25 protein-coding genes are annotated in these 21,164 nt (G+C 65.5%); 10 read left to right on the top strand and 15 right to left on the bottom strand.

The annotated features are described in order from the left end of the window. Positions 1-188 precede the first annotated feature (188 nt). From arsA to GPT34_RS13820, 7 genes are all read right to left on the bottom strand, one after another. Entirely contained in the window at positions 189-2,000 is a 1,812-nt protein-coding gene (arsA, locus tag GPT34_RS13790; RefSeq protein ID WP_291013523.1) for an arsenical pump-driving ATPase, read from the bottom strand. A 44-nt stretch (positions 2,001-2,044) separates the two neighbouring features. Further along, positions 2,045-2,374 (bottom strand): CcdB family protein, encoded by a 330-nt coding sequence (locus GPT34_RS13795; RefSeq protein WP_291013525.1) that lies wholly within the window; start codon positions 2,372-2,374, stop codon positions 2,045-2,047. Positions 2,375-2,384: 10 nt separating this feature from the next. Continuing rightward, positions 2,385-2,630, bottom strand: a complete 246-nt coding sequence (locus GPT34_RS13800; protein WP_291013527.1) for a type II toxin-antitoxin system CcdA family antitoxin — start codon at positions 2,628-2,630, stop codon at positions 2,385-2,387. 70 nt (positions 2,631-2,700) lie between these two features. Beyond that, entirely contained in the window at positions 2,701-4,107 is a 1,407-nt protein-coding gene (locus GPT34_RS13805) for a HAMP domain-containing sensor histidine kinase (RefSeq protein ID WP_291013529.1), read from the bottom strand. Continuing rightward, complete coding sequence (locus tag GPT34_RS13810) at positions 4,104-4,793, bottom strand: response regulator transcription factor (RefSeq protein ID WP_291013531.1); 690 nt, start codon at positions 4,791-4,793, stop codon at positions 4,104-4,106. The genes GPT34_RS13805 and GPT34_RS13810 overlap by 4 nt, the downstream gene beginning before the upstream one ends. A 69-nt stretch (positions 4,794-4,862) precedes the next feature. Beyond that, on the bottom strand, positions 4,863-5,333 hold the full coding sequence (locus GPT34_RS13815; RefSeq protein WP_291013533.1) for a Spy/CpxP family protein refolding chaperone: 471 nt from the start codon (positions 5,331-5,333) through the stop codon (positions 4,863-4,865). Between the two features lie 79 nt (positions 5,334-5,412). Then, positions 5,413-5,751, bottom strand: coding sequence for a hypothetical protein (locus GPT34_RS13820; RefSeq protein WP_291013535.1), 339 nt, complete (start codon positions 5,749-5,751; stop codon positions 5,413-5,415). On the opposite strand from GPT34_RS13820, the gene GPT34_RS13825 reads away from it, so the two are divergent. After that, complete coding sequence (locus GPT34_RS13825; RefSeq protein WP_291013537.1) at positions 5,741-6,055, top strand: lysozyme inhibitor LprI family protein; 315 nt, start codon at positions 5,741-5,743, stop codon at positions 6,053-6,055. The two genes, GPT34_RS13820 and GPT34_RS13825, sit on opposite strands and share 11 nt — an antisense overlap. A 13-nt stretch (positions 6,056-6,068) precedes the next feature. Here GPT34_RS13825 and GPT34_RS13830 read toward each other — a convergent pair whose 3' ends face one another. The 7 genes from GPT34_RS13830 to GPT34_RS13860 form a co-directional block, all read right to left on the bottom strand. Next, positions 6,069-7,070 carry an aldo/keto reductase gene (locus GPT34_RS13830; protein WP_291013539.1) on the bottom strand — a complete coding sequence of 334 codons (1,002 nt, stop codon included), beginning with the start codon at positions 7,068-7,070 and terminating at the stop codon, positions 6,069-6,071. Between the two features lie 134 nt (positions 7,071-7,204). Next, positions 7,205-8,155: a Gfo/Idh/MocA family oxidoreductase gene (locus tag GPT34_RS13835; RefSeq protein WP_291013541.1), complete on the bottom strand. Its 951-nt coding sequence runs from the start codon at positions 8,153-8,155 to the stop codon at positions 7,205-7,207. An 82-nt stretch (positions 8,156-8,237) separates the two neighbouring features. Beyond that, entirely contained in the window at positions 8,238-9,107 is an 870-nt protein-coding gene (locus GPT34_RS13840) for a class III extradiol dioxygenase subunit beta (RefSeq protein WP_291013543.1), read from the bottom strand. Position 9,108: 1 nt separating this feature from the next. After that, positions 9,109-9,534 (bottom strand): protocatechuate 4,5-dioxygenase subunit alpha, encoded by a 426-nt coding sequence (gene ligA / locus GPT34_RS13845; RefSeq protein ID WP_291013546.1) that lies wholly within the window; start codon positions 9,532-9,534, stop codon positions 9,109-9,111. 1 nt (position 9,535) lies between these two features. Then, positions 9,536-10,480 (bottom strand): amidohydrolase family protein, encoded by a 945-nt coding sequence (locus tag GPT34_RS13850; protein WP_291013548.1) that lies wholly within the window; start codon positions 10,478-10,480, stop codon positions 9,536-9,538. A gap of 115 nt (positions 10,481-10,595) precedes the next feature. After that, positions 10,596-11,279 carry a 4-carboxy-4-hydroxy-2-oxoadipate aldolase/oxaloacetate decarboxylase gene (gene ligK / locus GPT34_RS13855; protein ID WP_291013551.1) on the bottom strand — a complete coding sequence of 228 codons (684 nt, stop codon included), beginning with the start codon at positions 11,277-11,279 and terminating at the stop codon, positions 10,596-10,598. Positions 11,280-11,281: 2 nt separating this feature from the next. After that, the gene (locus GPT34_RS13860) at positions 11,282-12,328 is read right to left on the bottom strand and encodes an amidohydrolase family protein (protein ID WP_291013554.1); all 1,047 of its coding nucleotides are present in this window, start codon (positions 12,326-12,328) and stop codon (positions 11,282-11,284) included. A 168-nt stretch (positions 12,329-12,496) separates the two neighbouring features. Here GPT34_RS13860 and GPT34_RS13865 point away from each other — a divergent pair, with 168 nt between their 5' ends. From GPT34_RS13865 to ehuA, 9 genes are all read left to right on the top strand, one after another. Continuing rightward, positions 12,497-13,408 carry a LysR substrate-binding domain-containing protein gene (locus GPT34_RS13865; protein WP_291013556.1) on the top strand — a complete coding sequence of 304 codons (912 nt, stop codon included), beginning with the start codon at positions 12,497-12,499 and terminating at the stop codon, positions 13,406-13,408. A gap of 379 nt (positions 13,409-13,787) precedes the next feature. Then, positions 13,788-14,357 carry a diaminobutyrate acetyltransferase gene (ectA, locus tag GPT34_RS13870; protein ID WP_291013558.1) on the top strand — a complete coding sequence of 190 codons (570 nt, stop codon included), beginning with the start codon at positions 13,788-13,790 and terminating at the stop codon, positions 14,355-14,357. A 50-nt stretch (positions 14,358-14,407) separates the two neighbouring features. Further along, positions 14,408-15,724, top strand: coding sequence for a diaminobutyrate--2-oxoglutarate transaminase (ectB, locus tag GPT34_RS13875; protein ID WP_291013560.1), 1,317 nt, complete (start codon positions 14,408-14,410; stop codon positions 15,722-15,724). A 38-nt stretch (positions 15,725-15,762) separates the two neighbouring features. Beyond that, on the top strand, positions 15,763-16,152 hold the full coding sequence (locus tag GPT34_RS13880) for an ectoine synthase (protein ID WP_291013562.1): 390 nt from the start codon (positions 15,763-15,765) through the stop codon (positions 16,150-16,152). A 17-nt stretch (positions 16,153-16,169) separates the two neighbouring features. Beyond that, entirely contained in the window at positions 16,170-17,108 is a 939-nt protein-coding gene (thpD, locus tag GPT34_RS13885) for an ectoine hydroxylase (RefSeq protein ID WP_291013565.1), read from the top strand. 93 nt (positions 17,109-17,201) lie between these two features. Then, positions 17,202-18,071, top strand: coding sequence for an ectoine/hydroxyectoine ABC transporter substrate-binding protein EhuB (gene ehuB / locus GPT34_RS13890; RefSeq protein ID WP_291013568.1), 870 nt, complete (start codon positions 17,202-17,204; stop codon positions 18,069-18,071). Between the two features lie 72 nt (positions 18,072-18,143). Beyond that, on the top strand, positions 18,144-18,797 hold the full coding sequence (gene ehuC, locus GPT34_RS13895) for an ectoine/hydroxyectoine ABC transporter permease subunit EhuC (RefSeq protein WP_291013656.1): 654 nt from the start codon (positions 18,144-18,146) through the stop codon (positions 18,795-18,797). Further along, on the top strand, positions 18,797-19,474 hold the full coding sequence (gene ehuD / locus GPT34_RS13900; RefSeq protein WP_291013571.1) for an ectoine/hydroxyectoine ABC transporter permease subunit EhuD: 678 nt from the start codon (positions 18,797-18,799) through the stop codon (positions 19,472-19,474). Before ehuC ends, ehuD begins: the two co-directional genes overlap by 1 nt. Further along, positions 19,471-20,271, top strand: a complete 801-nt coding sequence (gene ehuA, locus GPT34_RS13905; RefSeq protein WP_291013573.1) for an ectoine/hydroxyectoine ABC transporter ATP-binding protein EhuA — start codon at positions 19,471-19,473, stop codon at positions 20,269-20,271. The genes ehuD and ehuA overlap by 4 nt, the downstream gene beginning before the upstream one ends. On the opposite strand, the gene GPT34_RS13910 is transcribed toward ehuA, so the two are convergent. Further along, complete coding sequence (locus GPT34_RS13910) at positions 20,272-21,162, bottom strand: DUF1932 domain-containing protein (protein WP_291013576.1); 891 nt, start codon at positions 21,160-21,162, stop codon at positions 20,272-20,274. Positions 21,163-21,164 lie beyond the last annotated feature (2 nt).

Raw genomic sequence — 21,164 nt, forward strand, 5'->3', positions numbered from 1 at the left:
GCACCTCGCTCAAAACGGGTGCCATGATTTTATTTTTGAACAGGCATGCCGTGAAGCGTTTTCACACAGCCTCGGCCGGAACCGGTCCGACGGCCTTGAAGATTCCTTGTTGCTCTGCGCGAGCCAAGAGAGGCCTGTGATCCGAAGATGGACGGCGCATCCCCTTGCGACCGTCACCCAGACCGCGATCAGCCCACTGTCACCGGATCAGGGTCTGACGTCACCAGCGCCCCCAGCGCCACCACCCCCACCGGCGGCTCGGGCAGCCAGGGCAACACGAAGGTGCGCTTGGCCAGGCCGCTGGCGATGCGCTCGGTCTGGCGGCGCTCGCCGGCCAGGCGGGCCTGCAGCAGCGGGTCGGTGGTGCCCGAGGCGGAGATGCTTTTATTGATGACCCAGGCCCAGGGTTCGATCTGGGCGCGCTTCAGATCGTCTTGCAGCGCAGCGGCCTGGCTGACCGGGGTCATTTCGGGCAGGGTGACGATGATCACGCGGGTCATGCTGGCGTCTTGCAGGCGCATCAGCGGCGTGATGATGTGCAGGCCTTTACTTTCCGCCTGGCCTTCATACTGCTGCACCATCTGGCGGTGGTAGGCGCCGGTGGCGTCCATGAGCAGCAGGCTGTGACCGGTGGGCGCGGTGTCGAGCACGACGAAGGCGGTGCGCGCTTCGTTGACGACGCGGCTGAAGGCGTGGAACACGGCCACTTCTTCGGTGCACGGCGATTGCAGGTCTTCGAGCAGCAGGGCTTTGCCTTGCTCGTCGAGCGCCTGGCCACGCGTGGCCATGATCTTGCTGATGTAGGCCTCGGTTTCGGCTTTGGGGTCGATGCGGCCGACCTTGAGCCCGTCAAGGCTGCCGTTGAGCGCGTCGGCCACGTGGGCGGCGGGGTCGGTGGTGGTGAGGTGCACGCTGTGGCCGCGCTGCACGAGGCCCACCGCAAGCGCGGCGGCGATGGTGGTCTTGCCCACGCCGCCCTTGCCCATGACCATGATGAGGCCGCGGCCCACTGCGGCCAGCTCGTCGGCCAGGCGGGTCAGTGGCTCGGCGGGCAGCGCGGGTACCGCTGCGGGTTCGCGGGACGGGATTGCATCGGGCGCCGCGCCACCGAGCAGCGCGCGCAGCGCCGGCAGGCCCACGGTGTCGAAGGCGCGCAGGGGCACTTCGTCGCGGGGCAATCGGGCCAGGCTGTCAGGCATGGTGGCGAGGGCCTGCTGGCCGAGTGCCTCGATGGCAGTCGCAATCGGGTCGCTCGCGGTGCTGGCGTGGAAAACGCCGTTGATGGCCAGGCGCTGGTTGGCCAGGCCGAGGTGCCGCAGTTCTTCGGCGGTGCGGGCGGCCTCCTGCATCGGGCGCGGGTCGGGTCGGGTGACCAGCACGACCGTGGTCAACGCCGGATCGCTCAAGGCTTTGAGCGCAGCGTTGAATCGCGCTTCCTGCATCTTCAGGCCTGAGTGCGGCCCCAGGCAGGAGGCACCGCGGTCGTTGCCGGCAAGGAAACCGGTCCAGGCTTTGGGCAGGCTCAAGAGACGCAGCGTGTGGCCGGTGGGCGCGGTGTCGAACACCACATGGTCGTAGCGGCTTTCCCCGCCCTCGCCCGCCAGCAGCGCGGCAAACTCGTCGAAAGCGGCGATTTCGGTGGTGCACGCGCCCGAGAGCTGCTCGCGCACGGTCTGACGCTCTTCGTCGCTCGCGTCTGCCGCAAGCTGCGCCAGTACGCGCTGGCGGTAGGCCTCGGCGGCGGTGCAAGGGTCGATGTTGAGCATGTGCAACCCGCTCACGCCGGGCACGGCCACCGGCTGGTTGGACAGCGGCACACCCAGCATTTCGTCGAGATTGGAAGCTGCGTCGGTGCTGACCAGCAGCACGCGCTGCCCGGCGTCAGCCAGAGCGATGGCGGTGGCGGTGGAAAGCGAGGTTTTGCCGACGCCGCCTTTGCCCGTGAAGAACAGGAAGCGGGTGGCTGCGGCGGCGAAACCGGGGAGCGTGGGGGTGACCATCGAAGCAGCATGACACACCCAGCGCGCGCGAAGGCTGATGCGAATCAACCCCAGGAGCGGGTCAGCAGCTCGTCCAGCGCATCGGTGATGGTCTGGCCCTGCTCGGCCAGCGACCCGACATGTTCGCCCAATTGATCGACGGCCACAGACACCATGTCCAGTGGATGCAGAACCAGCTCGATATCCAAGATGCGCAGCAGTGGATTCATGCGCGTGCCCGCGGTGGGCATGTGCGCTGGCAACGCGCTGCGGCGCACCAGCGGCACCACGACACGGCGTCGGTAGCGGTCAAATTGGGCCGACTGGACGAGTACCACGAAGGGGATGCTGTCGCGCAACGCACCTTTGTTGCGGTGAACGTCGAACTGGGCCATGGCAGCCGGTTTATAGGGTGCTGTGCTCGTCGGCAAAGGAGCCCAGGCAATCGTGCAGGGCGTTCCAGTCGGCAGCGCAGGCGTCGGCCTGTTGCTGGCGCGTGCGGCCGGCTTGCTGCTGCTGGGCCACGAAATCGGCCAACAGGCCTTCCATGGTGGCGGACAGGTTGCTGGTGTAGGCGCGGGCCTGGTCCACCAGGGCCTCGTTGAGCGTGAGATTGACCGGGCGTTTGCGCGCGTGGGCAATGCTGGGCATGGGGCGGCTCCTGGACAAATGCAGACATGCGCATGATATGCGCATACTGACCAATGGACAAGCCGGTCGCTCAGCCTGGCAGTGTCACCGTGACAGCCAGACCCGGCTGCGCATTGCGCACGGCAAATGTGCCGCCGTGCGCCTGCGCCACCAGCTTGCACAGGTAGAGGCCCAGGCCGACGCCGCCGGTGCTGCGGCTGCGGGCGCTTTCGGGACGGTAAAAGGCCTGGGCCAGGTGGGGCAGCTGGTCGTCGGGCACGCCGGGGCCGTGGTCGCGCACCTCGATCTGCAGGCCCTGCTCCGCTTGGCGCAGGCTGAGTTCGGGCGCTTGTTGTGCGCTGGCGCTGTGGCGCACGGCGTTGTCGAGCAGGTTGCGCAGCAGCAGGCGCATGCGGGTGGAGTCCAGGCGCAGGCGGGGCAACGCGGGATCGATGTGCAACGTGATCTCGGGCCGTGCGCCGGCGCGCTCGGGCTGGCGCGCCAGCACCTCGGCCACCACTTCACCCGCCAGCGCAGCCAGGTCGACTGGCTCGCGCTGCAGCGCGGCGTGGTTGCCCGACAGGCGTTCGCTCTCCAGCAGGTCGGTGATCAGCGTGCCCATCTCTTGCAGGTCGCGCAGCAGCGCCAGGCGCTGCGGGTTGACGTCGGCGGTTTCGGGCAGCAGCTCGGTGTTGAGCCGGGCGCGGGTGAGCGGGCTGCGCAATTCGTGGCTGATGGCCAGCAGCAGCGCGCGCTTGGCCTCCAGCATCTGGTGGATGTCCTGCCCCATGGTGTTGATGGTGGCGGCAAGCTGCCCCAGCTCGTCGGGCCGGGTCGGGCGCTGCACGGGAATGGGCTGGCCGAACTCACCAGCGCCAAAGCGCTGGGCACCGGCGCGGATGGCATCCAGCGGGCGCAGCAGGCGGCGCACATACAGCCAGGCGAGCAGCGTGAGCACCAGCAGCGCGGTGATGGCGAAGCCCACCAGCCGCGGGCGGCGCTCGAACACAGCCTCGTTGATGCCGAACTCGATGCGGTGGCCGTCGGCCGTGGTTCGCTGCAGGATCCGCTGCCACTCCCGATCACCATTCCCGCGCTCGCCGTCCCAGCCGCGGCCATCGGTCTGGCCCCAGCGCTCACGCTGCCAGTCGGGGCGCTGCTGTTCGGGGTGAGAGGACCAGTTAATCTGCGGCCCGGTGATGCGCACAGTGAGCGGCAGTCGCTGAGTGAGCGCCAGTGCGGCCGCTTCGCTGGGCGTGCCGCTGGCGGTGATGTCGGCGGTGAGGTGGTCCACATAGTCCATCAGCAGCGGGCGCGCGGCTTCGCGCCAGCCGAGCGAAAACGCCTTCTGCGCCCCGCTGAAAAACACGCTGGTCATGGCAGCGGCGAGCAGCAGAAACACCAGCACCAGGCGCAGCTTGATGGAGGTGCCGAGCGCCTGGCGCGCGCTGCGATGCCAGGGCGTCAGCGCCTGGGCGGCGGTAGTTGACTCGCTCATGTGGCTCGGCGCAGGGCCAGCGCGTAGCCGGCGTTGCGCAGGGTCTTGATGCAGTCCAGCGGCTCCAGCTTCTTGCGCAGCCGGCTGATGACGATATCGACCGCGCGCGTCAGCAGCTCGGCCTCGTGACCGCGCAGGTGGTTCAGGATGTCGTCGCGGCTGTAGACCTTGCCCGGCTCTCGGGCCAGCAAAAGCAGCAGTTCGTACTCGGTTCCCGTGAGGTCGACCGCTTCGCCCTGGCGCGACACTTCGCGGCGCACCGGGTCGATCACCAGGCCTTCAAACACCAGCTCACCCGGCGCGCGCACCGCGGCCTTCACGGCACCCGTTCGCCGACGCAGCAGGGTCTGGATGCGCGCCACCAGCTCGCGCGGCTCAAAGGGCTTGGGCAGGTAATCGTCCGCGCCCAGTTCCAGACCGACCACGCGGTCCATCACATCGCCACGCGCGGTGAGCATGACGATGGGGATGTCGCTTTCCTTGCGGATGGTGCGACACAGCTCGAAGCCGTCCATCTCGGGCAGCATCACGTCGAGAATGGCGGCGTCAAACGGCTGGCGCCGCAACAGCGCCAGCCCATCGCTGGGCTTGAAGGCGTGGGTGAGGCTGAGCTCGAAGCGCTGGAAATAGGTGGCCAGCGGCGGGCCGAGGTGTTCGTCGTCGTCGATGAGCAAGATGCGGTTCATGGCGCATTCTCACACCGCCGCTCAGGCCCAGGATTCCGGGCACCGCGCGGCGGCTGAGCAGCGGAGGTGTCAGCCTCGGCCCCACAAGCCGCGGCGCTTGTCCAGGCGCTCGCGGACCTCGGCCTGTTGCGCCGGGTTGAGGCTGTCATAGAAGTCGGCCATGGCAGCGATCACCTTGGGGCCACCGGCCTGCACCACCTCGGTTTTCTGCGTCAGCAGGGTCTGGGCACGGCTGCGGTCGAACTTGTCGCCTGCGATAAGGGCCTTGAGCTCGGTGCGAGGATCAGCGCTGTCGCCCCGCATGGCCTGGCGCTGCGCGATCATCTCGTCGGCCAACACGCCGAGCTTGAGTTTCTGGGCTTCGTTGAGGTCGAGCTTGTCGCTCACGCGCTCGATCACCTTGCCGCGCATCTCCATCACACGCTCGGGGCTCATGCCGGCGTGATCGTGGTGGCCGCGGGAGCCGCAAGCCGTGAGGCCGCCCACGAGCAGGGTGGCGCCGGCGAAGCCGATGAGGGTTTTCTTGATCCAGGGTTTCATGACGGTGTTCCTTTCAGAACGGGTTGAACATGAACGCCATGGTGCCGGCCACGCGCAGGACTTGGGTGTCAGCCAGGTCTCACTTCTTCTCGTTTTGTTTCAGCGCGCTCAGCCGCGCGGCGGCAGCCAGACACCAATCAGAATAGAAATGCCGCCATACAACTGCTGGAAGCGCCTGGCCACCCGCTGCTGCCGGGGCTACAGGCGGTGCGCGGTGCTGGCGATCCAAGACGCTCACGCACCTGGGTTTTTTGCGCACAATTGAAGCTGTGCGCACAAGCGCCGTGAAGCCACCCATGTTTTCTTTGTTCAGACCACTCTTCATCGCCATGTGCTGCCCGCTTTTGTGCGCATGCGCACTGGCCAGCAGGAGCACCATCCCAGCCGCCGCCGACAACTGCTCGCGGGTGACCGGCACGCAAGTGGATCTCAATGCCTGCGTCCATCAAGACTTCGAGCGCGCCACCGCGGCCAACCTTGAGGCCTACCAGACCCTGTTGCAGGGTGTGAGCGATCCGCAGCGCCGGTTGTTGCGAAAGGCACAGACGGCGTGGACCCGGTACCGCGAGAAAGCTTGTGAATTCGAGAAGAGCGGCGTCGAAGGCGGCAGCGTCGCGCCCATGATTCGCTCGCAGTGCCTGGCGCGCATGACACGCGAGCGCACCGCTGAATTGCAACGTTTCCTGGACTGCGAAGAAGGTGACCTGAGCTGCGTGCGCTAGGGTCTGCCGAGCATCAGAACTCCTCGGTATCGACCTCGCTGTTGCCCTGGGCGTTGTAGCGGCTGCCGACCACGGTGCGCTGGTTGATGAGCGCATCGAGCTGGGCCATGACGCCTGCGTCCAGCTTCACGTGCACCGAGCCCAGATCGTCGTGCAGGTGGTCCACGCTGCGGGTGCCGGGAATCGGTAGGATGTGTTCGCCACGGTGCAGCAACCAGGCGATGGCCAACTGCGAAGGCGTGCAGCCCAGCGCTTGCGCGATCGCCAGGTAGCCCGGCAGCAGTTTGGCGTTGGCGGCGTAGTTCTCTGGCGAGAAGCGCGGCATGGTGCGGCGGATGTCCTTGGCGTGCAGGTCGCTCACATCCATAGGGCCGCACAGAAAACCCCGCGCCACCGGGCTGAAGGCCACAAAGGTGATGCCGAGCTCGAGGCAGGTATCGAGCACCGCGATTTCGGGGTTGCGGGTCCAGAGGGAATACTCGGTTTGCACGGCGGCAATGGGGTGTTCGGCATGCGCCTTGCGCAGGGTGCTGGCGGACACTTCCGAGAGCCCGATGGAGCGGATCTTGCCCGCACGCACCAGATCGGCCAGTCCCCCCACGCTCTCCTCGATGGGCACCTTTTTGTCCCAGCGGTGCAGGTAGTACAGGTCGATCACGTCGGTCTGCAAGCGCTTGAGTGCGGCTTCGCAGGTGGCGCGCAGCGTCTCGGGCCGGCCGTCGATCACGCGCACCAGCTTGCCGTCGCCATTCACGTCCACGCCCTGCATGCCGCACTTGCTGGCCAGGGTGAACCTGGAACGGTGTTTTGAGAGGTACTTGCCCACCAGCGTCTCGCTGGCGCCAAAGCCATACAGCGCGGCGGTATCGAAATGGGTCACGCCGGCGTCCAGCGCGGCGTGTAGCAGCTTGGCGGCTTCGGCTTCTGACACCGGTTCACCGTAGGCGTGGCAAACGTTCATGCAGCCCAGACCAATGGCGGAGACGGTGAAGGGGCCTAGTTGGCGTTGTTGCATCGGGGGCTCTCTGGTTTCTTAATGACGCGCAAATGGCGTAAGCCAATGGGGGTCGGATCACCCGCCGCTGCGCGGTGGTGTGCTCTGACCCACATTGGCTCATTTTGCTTCGGGATGGCAAACGGCCGCTCAGCTCAGGCCTTCAACTGCTGCTCCAACTGGTGCAGCACCTGGTAGCAGTTGAACACCTGGGCGACGCTGCTGTTGGGCTCGCGCCCTTCGCGGATGGCGGCAAAGAATTCGCGGTCCTGCAGCTCGATGCCGTTCATGCTGACCGCCACCTGGCTGACATCGATCTGTTCTTCCTTGCCGGTGAACAGATCGTCGTATCGCGCGAGGTAGGTGGCGGTGTCGCCGATGTAGCGGAAGTAGGTGCCCAGGGGCCCGTCATTGTTGAAGCTGAGGCTGAGCGTGCAGATGGCGCCGCTGGCTGTCTTGAGTTGGATGCTCATGTCCATGGCGATACCGAGCTTGGGATGGATCGGGCCCTGGATCGCGTTGGCCTGCACGATGGGGCTGCCCGCCTGGAAGGCGAACAGATCCACCGTGTGGGCGGCGTGGTGCCAAAGCAGGTGGTCGGTCCAGCTGCGGGGTTGGCCGAGGGCATTGGTGTTGGTGCGGCGGAAGAAATAGGTCTGCACATCCATTTGCTGGATGTTGAATTCGCCCGCTTTGATCTTGTTGTGAACGTACTGATGGCTGGGGTTGAAGCGGCGGGTGTGGCCGCACATGGCGACCAGTCCGGTCTGCTTCTGCAGCGCCACCACGTCTTCAGTACCCTTGAGGCTGTCGGCCAGGGGAATTTCCACCTGCACGTGTTTGCCGGCCTTCAGGCAGGCCAGGGTTTGCTCGGCGTGCATTTGCGTAGGCGTGCACAGGATGACGGCGTCAACCTCTTTCATGGCCAGGCTGTCGGCCAGATCGGTGGTGACATGGCCGATGCCGTACTTCGAGGCCACTTCTTTCGTCTTGTCCAGGTCGCGGCTGATCAGGGACACGACTTCAACGCCGTCGATGTTCCTGATGCCGTCCAGGTGCTTGATACCGAAAGCGCCAGCGCCGGCGAGTGCGACACGAATGGTCATGTGAATCTCCGCAGAGCCGCCTCGAGGAGGCGAAGGCCCCCTCGGGGGGCAGTGATTGAACGAATTGAAGAACGTGGGGTTTTCATCTATTTTCCAGGATGAGGTGGCCCACCGCCGTGTTGGAGGCTGGCACATGGTAGAAGCGGTGCGCCACGCGGGGCGGTGGGCCACCGGCCACGTCGGTCATAGCGCCACGGGCGATCAGCCACATCACCAGCTCGATGCCTTCGCTGCCGGCTTCGCGCACGTAGTCGATGTGGTTCCGCTGGGCACAGGCGGAAGGGTCGGCAATCATCTGGTCGAGCCAGGCGTTGTCCCACTCGCGGTTGATGAGACCGGCGCGCGCGCCCTGCAGCTGGTGGCTCATGCCGCCGGTGCCCCAGATGTGCACATTCAGGTCCTCGTCGAAGCTTTCCACCGCTTTGCGGATGGCCTGCCCCAGCATGAAACACCGGCGCCCGCTGGGCACCGGGTACTGCACCACGTTCACCGCGAACGGGATCACCGGGCAAGGCCATGCGCCCTTCAAGGGATCTTGCTCGCCGCACATCAGCGACAGCGGCACGGTGAGACCGTGGTCCACATCCATCTTGTTGACAATGGTGAGGTCAAAGTCCTGTTGGATCACGCTCTGCGCGATGTGGGAGGCGAGCTCCGGATGACCAATGACCTTGGGCACCGGGCGCGGACCCCAGCCCTCGTCGGCCGGCTGGTACTCGGCCGCGGTGCCGATCGCAAAGGTGGGGATCATCTCCAGGCTGAAGGCGGTGGCGTGATCGTTGTAGACGAGGAAGATCACATCGGGCGGGTTGTCCCTCATCCACTGTTTGGAGAAGTCGTAGCCCGCGAACACGGGCTTCCAGTAATCCTCCTGGCTTTTGCCCAGGTCCAGCGCCGCGCCGATGGCGGGCACATGAGAGGTGTAGACGGATGCGGTGATGCGGGCGGCCATGTCAGTGTTTCCCTTGGGGTTGGTGCTGGGGCTGCGCGTCGCCGCTCTCTCCGAGGTGGCGGTTGCCCTCTACGCTGCGGCCACCGCGGATCATCATGTCGCGGTACTCGGTCTCGGTCATGCCGGTCATGGAGCCCGCCATCTGCTGGAAGCTCTTGCCGTCGGTGGCACCGATCTTGGCCAGGAAATAGATGTTGCCGCCGGTGCGCATGCACCAGTTGAGGTCGCGCGCCAGCACCGCCTGCTTCTGCTCCTCGGTCATCGCCCATTCGTCCAGGTAGGCGCGCTCGTCGGCCTTGAAGCGCTCGCGATTCTCGGCCTTCATCAAGGACATGCAGAACTGGTTGAGCCAGTAGCCTTTGCGAGATTGCTCGGCATCAAAAATGATGGTGCCAGGCACGTCGAGATAAGGTTTTTCAAGAGACATTTCAGACCTCCTCGGGCCAGTAAAGCTTCATGGGGTTCGTCACCAGCAACTTCTGCTGCAGCTCAGGCGTCGGCGCGATGTGCGGGATGAAGTCCACCAGCAGGCCGTCGTCAGGCATGTGATCTTTGAGGTTGGGGTGTGGCCAGTCGGTGCCCCAGAGCACGCGGTCGGGGAAATGCTCAACGATGCGGCGCGCGAACGGCACCACGTCGCGGTAGGCGTTCTGTTCACCTGCCAGCGCTTTCGGGCCGGTGAGCGAGAGGCGTTCCGGGCAGCTCACCTTGCTCCACACATTCGGATGCTCGCGCATGAAGCGCTCGAACAGGGCGAACTGAGGGCCATCCACCGGCAGCGACACATCGGGGCGGCCCATGTGGTCCACCACCACCATGGTTGGCAGTGTGGTGAAGAAGTCCCACAGCTCGGGCAGGTCCACCGCCTCAAAGTAGATGACCACGTGCCAGCCCAGGGCCTTGATGCGGTTCGCGATCTCGAGCAGCTCGTCCTTGGGTGTGAAGTCGACCAGGCGTTTGACGAAGTTGAAGCGCACACCGCGCACGCCGGCCTGGTGCAACGCCTGCAGTTCAGCGTCGCTCACGCTGCGCTTGACGGTGGCCACACCACGCGCCATGCCTTGCGAATGCACCAGCGCATCGACCAGCGCGCGGTTGTCGGCCCCGTGGCAGGTGGCCTGCACGATCACGTTGCGGGCGAAACCCAGGTGGTCTCGCAGGGCGAACAGCTGCTGCCTGGAGGCGTCGCATGGCGTGTATTTGCGTTCGGACGCGTAGGGAAACTCGGTGCCGGGGCCAAACACGTGGCAGTGCGCGTCCACACTGCCAGCAGGCACCTGGAAGCGTGGCTGGCTCGGGCCGTCAAACCAGTCGAGCCAGCCAGGCGTTTTGGTGAAGTCACCGGATGTGGGCTTGTCGTTGGCTTGGGTCATGTCAGATCATGGGTTCGCACATACATACGGTGGCTCATAAGAGCCGGCTTTGCCGGGCCGCCAGCGCGGCCCCCGACCAAGGGGTCGCGCACAGCGGGGCGGGGGTGATCCATGGCTAGTCGATGTATTTCAGACCTGCCTTGGCCAGTGGCTCGCGCATCTGGTACATGTCCAGCCCCAGCACGCCGGCTTCGAATTTCGCTCGCTTTTCGCCCTCGAAGCTCTCTCGTTTCTCGGCCGCGTCGGCCACCGCCTGGGCCATCGCGGCGGGCACCACGACCACGCCATCGGTGTCGGCCACGATGACATCGCCGGGATTCACCAGGGCGCCCGCACAGACCACGGGGATGTTGACCGAGCCCAGCGTGGCCTTGATCGTGCCCTTGGCGTGGATGGCCTTGCTGAACACGGGAAATCCTATCTTCTCCAGCTCGTCCACATCGCGCACACCGCCGTCGATGATCAAGCCGCGCGCGCCACGCGCCTTGAACGAGGTGGCGAGCAGGTCACCAAAAAAACCATCGGTGCTGTCGGTGGTGCAGGCGGCCACCACCACATCACCGGGCTGCAGCTGCTCGGCGGCCACGTGCAGCATCCAGTTGTCACCGGGCTGCAGCAGCACAGTGACGGCCGTGCCGCACATGCGGGCGCCTTTGTAGATGGGCCGCAGGTAGGGCTTCATGAGACCGACGCGGCCCAGGGCCTCGTGCACCGTGGCCACACCAAAGCGAGAGAGCTTGTCCACCGCCGCTGCGTTGGCGCGCACGATGTTGCATTGGACGATACCGAGTGTGGTCATGTTCAGCGTCCTTGTGCTTGAAGGCGCGCATCCAGGCGCGGAAAAACACGGCGCACATTGGCCTCGAAAATCTGGCGCTTGTCGTCTGCGCTCAGGATGGTCGAGGCTTCGATGTAGCGCCGCGTGTCGTCGTAGTAGTGGCCCGACTCCGGATCGATGCCGCGCACCGCGCCGATCATCTCAGAGGCGAACAGCACGTTTTTTACCGGGATCACCGTGTTGAGCAGGTCGATGCCGGGCTGGTGGTACACGCAGGTGTCGAAAAACACGTTGTTCATCAGGTGCTCGGCCAGCAGCGGCTTTTTCATCTCTTGCGCCAGACCGCGGAAGCGGCCCCAGTGGTAGGGCACGGCGCCGCCACCGTGGGGGATGAGGAACTTCAGCGTCGGGAAGTCCTTGAACAGGTCGCCCTGGATCAGCTGCATGAAGGCGGTGGTGTCGGCGTTGAGGTAGTGCGCGCCGGTGGTGTGAAAGCAAGGGTTGCAGCTGGTGCTCACGTGGATCATGGCCGGCAGATCGTGCTCGACCATCTTTTCGTAGATCGGGTACCAGTGCCGGTCGGTCAGGGGCGGACTGGTCCAGTGGCCGCCCGATGGGTCCGGGTTGAGGTTGATACCCACCGCGCCATATTCGCGCACGCACTTCTCCAGCTCCGGCACGCAGGTCGCCGGGTCCACGCCCGGGCTCTGCGGCAGCATGGCCACTGGTACAAAGTGATCGGGAAACAGCTCACTCACGCGAAAGCAGAGCTCGTTGCAGATCGACGCCCAGGTGCTGGAGATCTGGAAATCGCCGATGTGGTGCGCCATGAAGCTCGCGCGTGGGCTGAACAGCGTGATGTCGCTGCCGCGCTCTTTCATCAGGCGCAGCTGGTTGCTCTGGATGGATTCGCGCAGCTCGTCGTCGCTGATCTTCAGATCGGACACCCTGGGCATGGAGGCCGGGTCTTTGATGCCGGCGATCTGTGCGTTGCGCCAGGTCTCCAGCGCTTTGGGCGCGGTGGTGTAGTGGCCGTGGCAGTCGATGACGAGGGGTTGGGTCTGGGTCATGGGGCCTGAGTGGGGGTGATTGCCGACACGGGGCATCGGCAGCGCGGAGGTTGGGTACATGCCATTCTGGCCCGCTCGACGCCAGGTCACCAGACCTCACGCCCGATAGCAGCTAGAACGGAAAAGGATACCTATGATGGCGTCATGCCGAAAAACAGGTAACAGCGCATGGATCTCAAGCAACTCGAGTACTTCGTCCGGGTGGCCGAGCTGGGCAGTTTCACCCGGGCCGCGCAGGCGCTGGATGTGGCCCAGCCCGCGCTGTCGCGCCAGGTGCGGCTGCTGGAAGTCGAGCTGCGGCAGAACCTGCTGGTGCGCAACGGGCGCGGCGCGAACCCCACCGAAGCAGGCAACTTGCTGCTGGCGCATGCGCGCGGCATCCTGCACCAGGTGGAGCGCGCGCGCGAGGAGCTGGGCCGGGTGCGCGGTGCGCTGGCCGGGCGCGTGGCCATCGGCCTGCCGCCCAGCCTCTCGCGTGTGCTGGCCGTGCCGCTGATGCGCGCTTTCCGGCAGCAGCTGCCCCAGGCCAGTGTGTCGATCTGCGAAGGCCTGTCGGTCAACATGCAGGAATGGCTGGCCACCGGGCGGCTGGACATCGCCGCGCTCTACAACGCCCAGCCCGCCGCCGAACTGGAGCTGACGCCGCTGCTGGAGGAAGATCTGGTGCTGGTGCAGGCGCGGCCCTCGGGCTTGCCACAGGACCCGCCGCCGGAGACGATCTCGCTCAGCGAGATCGCCGCGCTGCCGCTCGTGATCCCCAGCCGGCCGAACGCGATCCGCATGCAGGTCGAGGCCGCCCTGGCCCACCTCGGACTGCTGCCCACGGTGGCGCTGGAGATCGACGGTGTCGCGGCCATCCTCGACCTGGTCGCCGATGGCGCTGGTGCCGCCCTGCTCTCGCGCAACGCAGTCAGCAGCTCGATCCGCCCCTCGGCGTTCCAGGTGAGCGCCATCGTCGACCCTCCGTTGCGCACACGCCTGAGCCTGGCGGTCAGCGCCCAGCGCCCCACCACGCTGACCCAGCAGGCCGCCATGGCCCTCTTGAAAACCACCGCCGAGCAAGTCCTCGCATCGGCCTGAACGCCAGGGTTCATGCGGGCTACAGGGGGATGGCCGCCGATGGGTTGACAGCAATTTTCAGCAACGCTATGATATCGGCTGTCTTTTGCTGCCATCTTCATGGATTCCGATGACCGGTTTGGCCGTTTCGCCAAAACCGGATGACAACATCGGATATGCCGCAGCTTGGACCAGCGCACACGATCTCTGATCGCGAGCGCGTTTTTTTCGTTCAAGGACCCGAGCAGGGTCCTTGAGTTTCTTTGTAGGCCATCCACCAGGGATGGTCGGCCAATTTACCCGGGCATCTGCTGTTGCCTTCGTAGGGTTTTTTGGATATCGGGTTGGACCTTGCCACTGCGGGGGATCAACCTGATGCAGATCAGGACATCCCACCGGCATGACCCGTTCCGACAGGACTTCAGACACCTCCCACGCCCCTTCATCCCCCTTGCGTTTTCGCAGCGCCGTCCCGACCGACGGCACAGCGCTCTGGCGTCTGGTGCAAGCCGCCGGCACGCTGGAACTGAATTCTGCCTATTGCTACCTGCTGTTCGCCACCGATTTCGGCAGCACCTGCCTGGTGGCCGAGCAGGATGGCGAGACGGTGGGCGCCGTGATCGGCTATCACCCGCCCCAGCAGCCGCAGACGGCATTCGTCTGGCAGGTGGCTGTGTTGCCCCGGCTGCGCGGCAAGGGCCTGGGCGCGCAGTTGCTCGGTCAATGGCGGGCACTGCCGGCCAACCGCGACTGCCGCTGGGTCACGGCCACGGTGGCCGAAGGCAACCTCGCCTCCCAAGCCTTGTTTCGACGCTTTGCGGCCACGCACCAGGCCGCCTGCGAGGCGACACCCCATTTCACCGCCGACCTGTTTCCCGGCGAGCACCCGCCTGAGCCGCTGCTGCGCATCGGCCCGCTCGAGCGCGCGCTCGCGCCAGAGACCGATCGCGTGGCCACCGCCATTGCCTGATCGCAGGCGTCTGTGCCCAACCCGTTTTTTTGCAATGAAGGAGTCTTCCCATGAACAACATCTTTGAACAGCACGAATCCGAAGTCCGCGGCTACTGCCGCAACTTCCCGGCGGTGTTCGTCAGCGCCAAAGGCGCCTGGATGACCGACGAAAACGGTGAGCGCTACCTGGACTTCTTTGCCGGCGCCGGTGTCATGAACTACGGCCACAACCCCGACAAACTGAAAGAAGCGCTGCTGGACTACATCACGCGCGACGGCATCACCCATTCGCTGGACATGTACACCCAGGCCAAGCGCGACTTCATTCAGCGCTTTGAGCAGGTCATCCTGCGCCCGCGCGGCCTGTCCTACAAACTCCAGTTCCCCGGCCCGACCGGCACCAACGCCGTGGAAGCCGCACTCAAGCTGGCACGCAAGGTCACCGGTCGCGAGCAGGTGGTGGGCTTCACCAACGCCTTCCACGGCATGACCCTGGGCGCGCTGGCGGTCACCGGCAACGGCTTCAAGCGCGCAGGCGCGGGCGTGCCGCTGCAGAACACGACCTCGATCCCGTTCTGCGGCTTCATGGGCGACGACCCCGATACCCTGGGCTTTTTCGAAGCCATGCTGCAAGACAACGGCAGCGGCCTGGAGAAGCCCGCCGCCGTGATCGTGGAGACGGTGCAGGCCGAGGGCGGCGTCAACGTTGCCGCCATCGACTGGCTCCAGCGGTTGCGCGACATCACCGCGGCACACGGCATCCTGCTCATCGTCGACGACATCCAGGTCGGCTGCGGGCGCACCGGCAAGTTCTTCAGCTTTGAGGAAGCCGGCATCGTGCCCGACATCGTGACGCTGTCCAAGTCGCTCTCGGGCTACGGCATTCCGATGGCCCTGGTGCTGATCAAACCCGAACACGACCAGTGGGCACCGGGCGAACACAACGGCACCTTCCGCGGCCACAACCCGGGTTTCGTGACCGCCACCAAGGCGCTCGACTACTGGGAAAACGACTGGCTGGAGAAGGCGGTTGCCCACAAAAGCAAGATCGTGCACGACCGCCTGCAGGCGATGGTCAAGCGCCTGGACGTGACCGCCAGCATCCGCGGCCGCGGGCTGATCTGGGGCGTGGCCTTCGATGACCCGACGCTCGCCAGCCAGGTGTCACAGGCCTGCTTCAAAGACAAGCTGATCATCGAGACGGCGGGCATGGAAGACCAGGTGCTCAAGCTGCTGCCCAGCCTGACCATCAGCGACGAAGGCCTGACGCTCGGCCTCGACACGATCGAAAAATGCCTGGCCATGGTGCTTCATCGCAACGCCCGCCACACCACCGAGACAGCCGAGATGGCCGAGACCGTTGAGGACGCACTCATTTCGGCCTGATGGCCCCAGTCCCCAACAAGCGAACACAGGAGAAAAACATGATCGTCAAACACCTCGACCAGATCGTCGGCACGGATGCCGATGTTGACACCGCCGGCTGGACCAGCCGGCGCCTGATTCTCAAAGACGCCGGCATGGGCTACTCGGTGCACGACACCGTGATCAAGCCAGGCGCCGAGCTGGACATGCACTACCGCAACCACCTCGAAACCGTGTACCTCACCGAAGGCGCCGGCGAGCTGGTGGATCTGGCCACTGGCGAGACCCACGCCTTGCGCGTGGGCTCGATCTACGCCCTAAACCAGCACGATCACCACCTGCTCAAAGCCAATCAGGGAACGCACATGCGCATGGTCTGCGTCTTCAACCCGCCCATTACCGGCCAGGAAGTGCACGACGAATCCGGCGCCTACGCGCTGTGCGATTGAGGGAGGCAGCTGAGACCATGTCTGCCACCACCACCCAACCCCGCTCCACCCCACCCACCGCAGCCGACCGCTACCCCTCGCGGATCGCGCCTGAACCGCGCATCAGCGACCGCCTGGACCCGGTGGTCCATGGCAACGCCGACGCTGGTCCACTCTCCGCCAGCCAGCTGCGCTATTTTGAAGACAACGGCTACCTGAACGATCACACCCTGTTCAGCGAAGCCGAACTGGTTGGCTACCAGACCGAGCTGCAACGCTTGCGATCCGACCCACAGGTCAAGACCGCCGCCGAAGCGGTGATCGAACCGCAGAGTCTGGAGCTGCGCTCGCTCTTTGCGGTCCACCGCAGCAGCGACGTATTGCGCCAGCTCTGCCACCACCCGCGCCTGGTCGCCATCGCCCGCCAGCTTCTAGGCAGCGAGGTCTACATCCACCAGTCACGCATCAACTACAAGAACGGCTTTCGCGGCAAAGAGTTCTTCTGGCACTCCGACTTCGAGACCTGGCATGTGGAGGACGGCATGCCCGCCATGCGCGCGCTCAGCTGCTCGATCAGCCTCACACCCAACACCGAACACAACGGTCCGCTGATGCTGATGCCAGGCTCCCACCACCGCTTCGTGTCTTGCGTCGGCGCGACGCCCGACAACCACTACCGCGAATCGCTCAGACGCCAGGAAGTGGGGGTGCCCGACGACGAAGGCCTCAGGCAGCTGGCGCACGAGTTTGGCATCGCCTCGCCCAAAGGCCTGGCCGGTTCGGTCACGTTTTTCGACTGCAACACCATGCACGGCTCCAACTCCAACATCACGCCGATGCCACGCAGCAATGTGTTCGTGGTCTACAACAGCGTGCACAACACGCCAGTGAATCCGTTCTGCGGGCTGGCACCGCGCCCCAACTTCATCGCCGAGCGGAAAGACTTCCGTCCGCTGTCGCTCAACCCTACCGACTGAGCGACGCAAGTCCGCTGCACCTCGGACCGCTCACCTTCCCAGCCCCGGCGTGCCAGCGCCTGGGGCGTCCACCCTCACCGATTTGGAGAACCCATGCAACAACGCCATCTCAACCTCAGCCTCACCCGCCGCGCCCTCGCTGCCGTCGTTGGTGCCAGTGCCTTGCTCGGCAGCGGCCTGGCCGCCGCCGAAACCACGCTGGAGCGCATCCAGAAGCAGGGCTACATTCGCGTCGGCTTTGCCAACGAGGCGCCCTATGCTTTCGCCACCGCCGATGGCAAGCTCAGCGGCGAGTCGCCCAGCGTGTTTCGCCATGTCATGGCCCAGCTGGGTGTGAAAGAGGTCGACGGTGTGCTGACCGAGTGGGGCGCACTGATCCCCGGCCTGAAGGCCGGCCGGTTTGATGCCATCGTGGCCTCGATGTACATCACGCCCAAGCGCTGCGAGCAGATCCTGTTTGCCAATCCGACCTACGGCATCGGCGAGGCCTTCGTCGTGAAGGCGGGCAACCCCGACAAGATCAACACCTACGCCGACGCGGTGAAGAACAACCTGAAGATCGCGTTTGTCGCCGGTACGGCCGAGATCGAGCACGGCCGCCTGGCCGGCATGAAGCGCACGCAGGAGGTCACCGTGCCCAACTTCGCAGCCGCCGTGGCCACGGTGAAGTCGGGCCGCGCCTCGGCCGCCGCCTTCACCTCGCTGACCGCCCAGGATCTCGCCGGCAAAGACCCGGCCATCGAGCGCGCCCAGCCATTCACGTTTGAACACGAGGGCAAGAGATACAAAGGGGAAGGCTCGTTCGGCTTTCGCCTGGCCGACACCAGCCTGCGCGACGCGGTCAACGTCGAGCTCGCCAAATTCCTGGGCACACCGGAACACCTGAAGATGGTGAGTGCCTTTGGCTTTGACGCCTCGAACCTGCCGGAGAAAACCGCGGCACAGCACTGCGCGGGCGACTGATTGCGCGCGAACGGGCTGGTCGTCGCCATCCTGTGCTTCGGTGCCGGGTTGGTGGTGGCCACCTTCACCGAGCTGCGCGACTTTCTGCCCGAGCTGCTGCGCGGCGGCGTGATCACGCTGCAGGTGACAGCCGGCGGTGCGGTGGTCGCGGTGATCGCTGCGCTCAGCGCAGCGCTGACGCGCCTCTACGGTCCGCGACCGTTGCGCTGGCTGGCCACCGCCTACGTGGAGCTGTTTCGCGGCACCTCGGCGCTGGTGCAGCTGTTCTGGCTGTTTTTCGTGCTGCCGCACTTTGGGGTCACGCTCTCGCCCATGGTGGTGGGCATCGCGGCGCTCGGTCTGAACGTGGGCGCCTATGGCGCCGAGGTGGTGCGTGGCGCCATCGGTTCGGTGGCGCGCGGCCAGTGGGAAGCGTGCACCGCCCTGAATCTCACCCGGGCGCAAACGCTGCGACGCATCGTGTTGCCGCAGGCCTTTGTGGCCATGATCCCGCCCTGGGGCAACCTGTTCATCGAACTGCTCAAGGCCACTTCACTGGTGTCGCTCATCACCTTGTCTGATCTGGCCTTCAAGGCGCAGCAGCTCAACCAGAACACGCTGCGCACCGCCGAGGTTTTTTCTACCGTGCTGCTGATGTACCTGGCGCTGTCGGTGCTGATCACGGTCGGCATGCGGGCGCTGGAGGCGCGGGCTGCGCTCGGGCTGCGACGCGGGCGGGTGAGCTGATGGCGGTGCAGATCTGGGACTGGTCGTCTGCCGCCGAGGCGATGCCGCTGCTGGCCGAAGCCTCGATCATCACCTTGCAGGCCACGGTGCTGGGTTTTCTGATGGCGCTGATCGTGGGCCTGATGTTTGCCATCGGCCGCATGGCCGGGCCGACCTGGCTGCGCCTGGCGGTGGGTGGGGTGGTGGAGTTCATCCGATCCACGCCGCTGCTGATCCAGATCTTTTTTCTCTACTACGTGATGCCCGAGTTCGGCCTCACGCTCGACGCCATGCCCACCGGCGTGCTGGCGCTTGGCCTGCACTACGGCGCCTACTGCTCCGAGGTCTACCGCGCCGGTCTGGCCAATGTGCCCAAAGGCCAGTGGGAGGCCAGCGTCGCGCTCAACCTCTCGCCCTGGACCACCTTCAAGGACGTGATCCTGCCGCAGGCGATTCCTCCCGTGGTGCCGGCACTGGGCAACTACCTGGTCGCGCTGTTCAAGGAAACGCCGCTGCTGTCGGTGATAGCGGTGCTGGAGCTGATGCAGACCGCGAAGATCATCGGTTCGGAGACCTTTCGCTACGTCGAGCCGATCACGCTGGTCGGCGCCTTTTTCCTGGTGTTCAGCCTGATTTCGGCCGCCTTGATCCGGCGCGTGGAGCTGCACCTCAACAGCCGCATGGGCCGCCGCACATGAACACCAACCCCAACCTGGCTGCGCAGCAACCGATGGTCCGATTCGACAAGGTGACCAAGCGCTACGGTCCGCTCACCGTGCTGGACCAGCTGGATCTGGACGTGGCGGCCCACGAGAAAGTGGCCATCATCGGCCCTTCGGGCTCGGGTAAGACCACCGTGCTGCGCATGCTGATGACGCTGGAGACGATTGACGAGGGTCTGATCTCGGTTGATGGCGAGCCACTGACCCACATGACGCAAGGCGACCGACTCGTGCGCGCCAACGCGGCCCACCTGCGCCGCATGCGCGGCCACATCGGCATGGTGTTTCAGCACTTCAACCTGTTCCCGCACATGAGCGCGCTGAAGAACTGCATGGAAGCGCCGGTGACGGTGCTGGGGCTGAGCAAAGACGAAGCGCGCGAGCGCGCAGGCGATCTGCTGGCCCAGGTGGGTCTGGCCGACAAGCTGGATCACTATCCTTCGCAACTCTCGGGTGGCCAGCAGCAGCGCGTGGCGATTGCGCGCGCGCTGGCCATGCGGCCCAAGGTGATGCTGTTCGACGAGGTGACTTCCGCCCTGGACCCGGAGCTGTGCGGCGAGGTGCTGGCCGTGATCCGCAGCCTGGGCCAGGAACACCAGCTCACCATGCTCATGGTCACGCACCAGATGGGGTTTGCGCGCGAGTTTGCCGATCGCGTGTGCTTCTTCCACGCCGGGCGCATCGAAGAACAAGGCCCGGCGCAAGCGCTGTTCGAAAACCCGCAGAACGAACGCACCCAGCAGTTTCTGCGCGCCGTGATGGACGCGGTGTGATCAGTCGGGCTGGCGCGCCTGGAGCAAGGCATCGGCCAGCAGCGACCAGTCCGCTTCGCTGGGCAGGTGCTCAAACGCGCCATCGCGCGCCTGATCCGCCATCCAGTCGTGCTTGCGGGCAATGGCCTCGGCCATAAAGGGCTCGAAGCCGGCTTCGCGCACCGTGTTCGCCGCTTCGCGCATCTCCTCGGCGCGGCGGCGCCCGTGCAAAGCCACGCGGCTAAAAAAATAACTGCCCTGGCGGGACCAGTCGATACCGGGGAAGGTCTCCTGCAGGGTGGCGACCATTGCGGCTTCCACGCCATAGTGGCGCGCCGTGGCATAGCTCTCGATCACCAGCGCCTCCAGACCCTTGATCATGACGCTGCGACACATCTTGGTCGCCGACGCCACGCCCACGAGATCACTCACCACCTGCGCCTGCATGTCCCAGGCGAGCAGCGTGGGCAGCAGCGTCGCCGCGTGCGGCCCGCCGAGCAACATAGGCACGCGGATGCCGTATGGCGGCACCGAGGTCATCACGCCCGCTTCCACATAGCGCCCGCCAGCCGCATCGATACAGGCAGATGCGGCCTGCTTGGTACCGGGAGATGCAGAGTTCAGATCAAGAAAAAAAGTACCCGCTGCGACGTGGTCCGCCACCGCTTCGGCCACCGCCAACGTACTGGACGCGGTCACCGCGGAAATGATCAGGTCGGCACGGCCGCACAGCTCAGCCACGCCTGAGCAGGCTTGCACACCCTGGCCGGCGGCATGGGCCAGGGCTGGCTCGCGCACAGCAGGATCGGCAAAAGCCAGATCCCAGGCGGCCACCTGCGGGACCACTGACCGCAAGGCGGCGCTGAAGATGCGCCCCACCTCGCCATAGCCCACCAAGCCGATGCGCGTCATGC

The organism is Hydrogenophaga sp., from assembly GCF_011390835.1.
GTDB lineage: Bacteria > Pseudomonadota > Gammaproteobacteria > Burkholderiales > Burkholderiaceae_C > Hydrogenophaga.

Bases quoted from the DNA above. Each gene is read 5' to 3' on its own strand.
- arsA (WP_291013523.1), bottom strand. From the start codon at position 2,000: ATGGTCACCCCCACGCTCCCCGGTTTCGCCGCCGCAGCCACCCGCTTC.
- GPT34_RS13795 (WP_291013525.1), bottom strand. From the start codon at position 2,374: ATGGCCCAGTTCGACGTTCACCGCAACAAAGGTGCGTTGCGCGACAGC.
- GPT34_RS13800 (WP_291013527.1), bottom strand. From the start codon at position 2,630: ATGCCCAGCATTGCCCACGCGCGCAAACGCCCGGTCAATCTCACGCTC.
- GPT34_RS13805 (WP_291013529.1), bottom strand. From the start codon at position 4,107: ATGAGCGAGTCAACTACCGCCGCCCAGGCGCTGACGCCCTGGCATCGC.
- GPT34_RS13810 (WP_291013531.1), bottom strand. From the start codon at position 4,793: ATGAACCGCATCTTGCTCATCGACGACGACGAACACCTCGGCCCGCCG.
- GPT34_RS13815 (WP_291013533.1), bottom strand. From the start codon at position 5,333: ATGAAACCCTGGATCAAGAAAACCCTCATCGGCTTCGCCGGCGCCACC.
- GPT34_RS13830 (WP_291013539.1), bottom strand. From the start codon at position 7,070: ATGCAACAACGCCAACTAGGCCCCTTCACCGTCTCCGCCATTGGTCTG.
- GPT34_RS13835 (WP_291013541.1), bottom strand. From the start codon at position 8,155: ATGACCATTCGTGTCGCACTCGCCGGCGCTGGCGCTTTCGGTATCAAG.
- GPT34_RS13840 (WP_291013543.1), bottom strand. From the start codon at position 9,107: ATGGCCGCCCGCATCACCGCATCCGTCTACACCTCTCATGTGCCCGCC.
- ligA (WP_291013546.1), bottom strand. From the start codon at position 9,534: ATGTCTCTTGAAAAACCTTATCTCGACGTGCCTGGCACCATCATTTTT.
- GPT34_RS13850 (WP_291013548.1), bottom strand. From the start codon at position 10,480: ATGACCCAAGCCAACGACAAGCCCACATCCGGTGACTTCACCAAAACG.
- ligK (WP_291013551.1), bottom strand. From the start codon at position 11,279: ATGACCACACTCGGTATCGTCCAATGCAACATCGTGCGCGCCAACGCA.
- GPT34_RS13860 (WP_291013554.1), bottom strand. From the start codon at position 12,328: ATGACCCAGACCCAACCCCTCGTCATCGACTGCCACGGCCACTACACC.
- GPT34_RS13865 (WP_291013556.1), top strand. From the start codon at position 12,497: ATGGATCTCAAGCAACTCGAGTACTTCGTCCGGGTGGCCGAGCTGGGC.
- ectA (WP_291013558.1), top strand. From the start codon at position 13,788: ATGACCCGTTCCGACAGGACTTCAGACACCTCCCACGCCCCTTCATCC.
- ectB (WP_291013560.1), top strand. From the start codon at position 14,408: ATGAACAACATCTTTGAACAGCACGAATCCGAAGTCCGCGGCTACTGC.
- GPT34_RS13880 (WP_291013562.1), top strand. From the start codon at position 15,763: ATGATCGTCAAACACCTCGACCAGATCGTCGGCACGGATGCCGATGTT.
- thpD (WP_291013565.1), top strand. From the start codon at position 16,170: ATGTCTGCCACCACCACCCAACCCCGCTCCACCCCACCCACCGCAGCC.
- ehuB (WP_291013568.1), top strand. From the start codon at position 17,202: ATGCAACAACGCCATCTCAACCTCAGCCTCACCCGCCGCGCCCTCGCT.
- ehuD (WP_291013571.1), top strand. From the start codon at position 18,797: ATGGCGGTGCAGATCTGGGACTGGTCGTCTGCCGCCGAGGCGATGCCG.
- ehuA (WP_291013573.1), top strand. From the start codon at position 19,471: ATGAACACCAACCCCAACCTGGCTGCGCAGCAACCGATGGTCCGATTC.
- GPT34_RS13910 (WP_291013576.1), bottom strand. From the start codon at position 21,162: ATGACGCGCATCGGCTTGGTGGGCTATGGCGAGGTGGGGCGCATCTTC.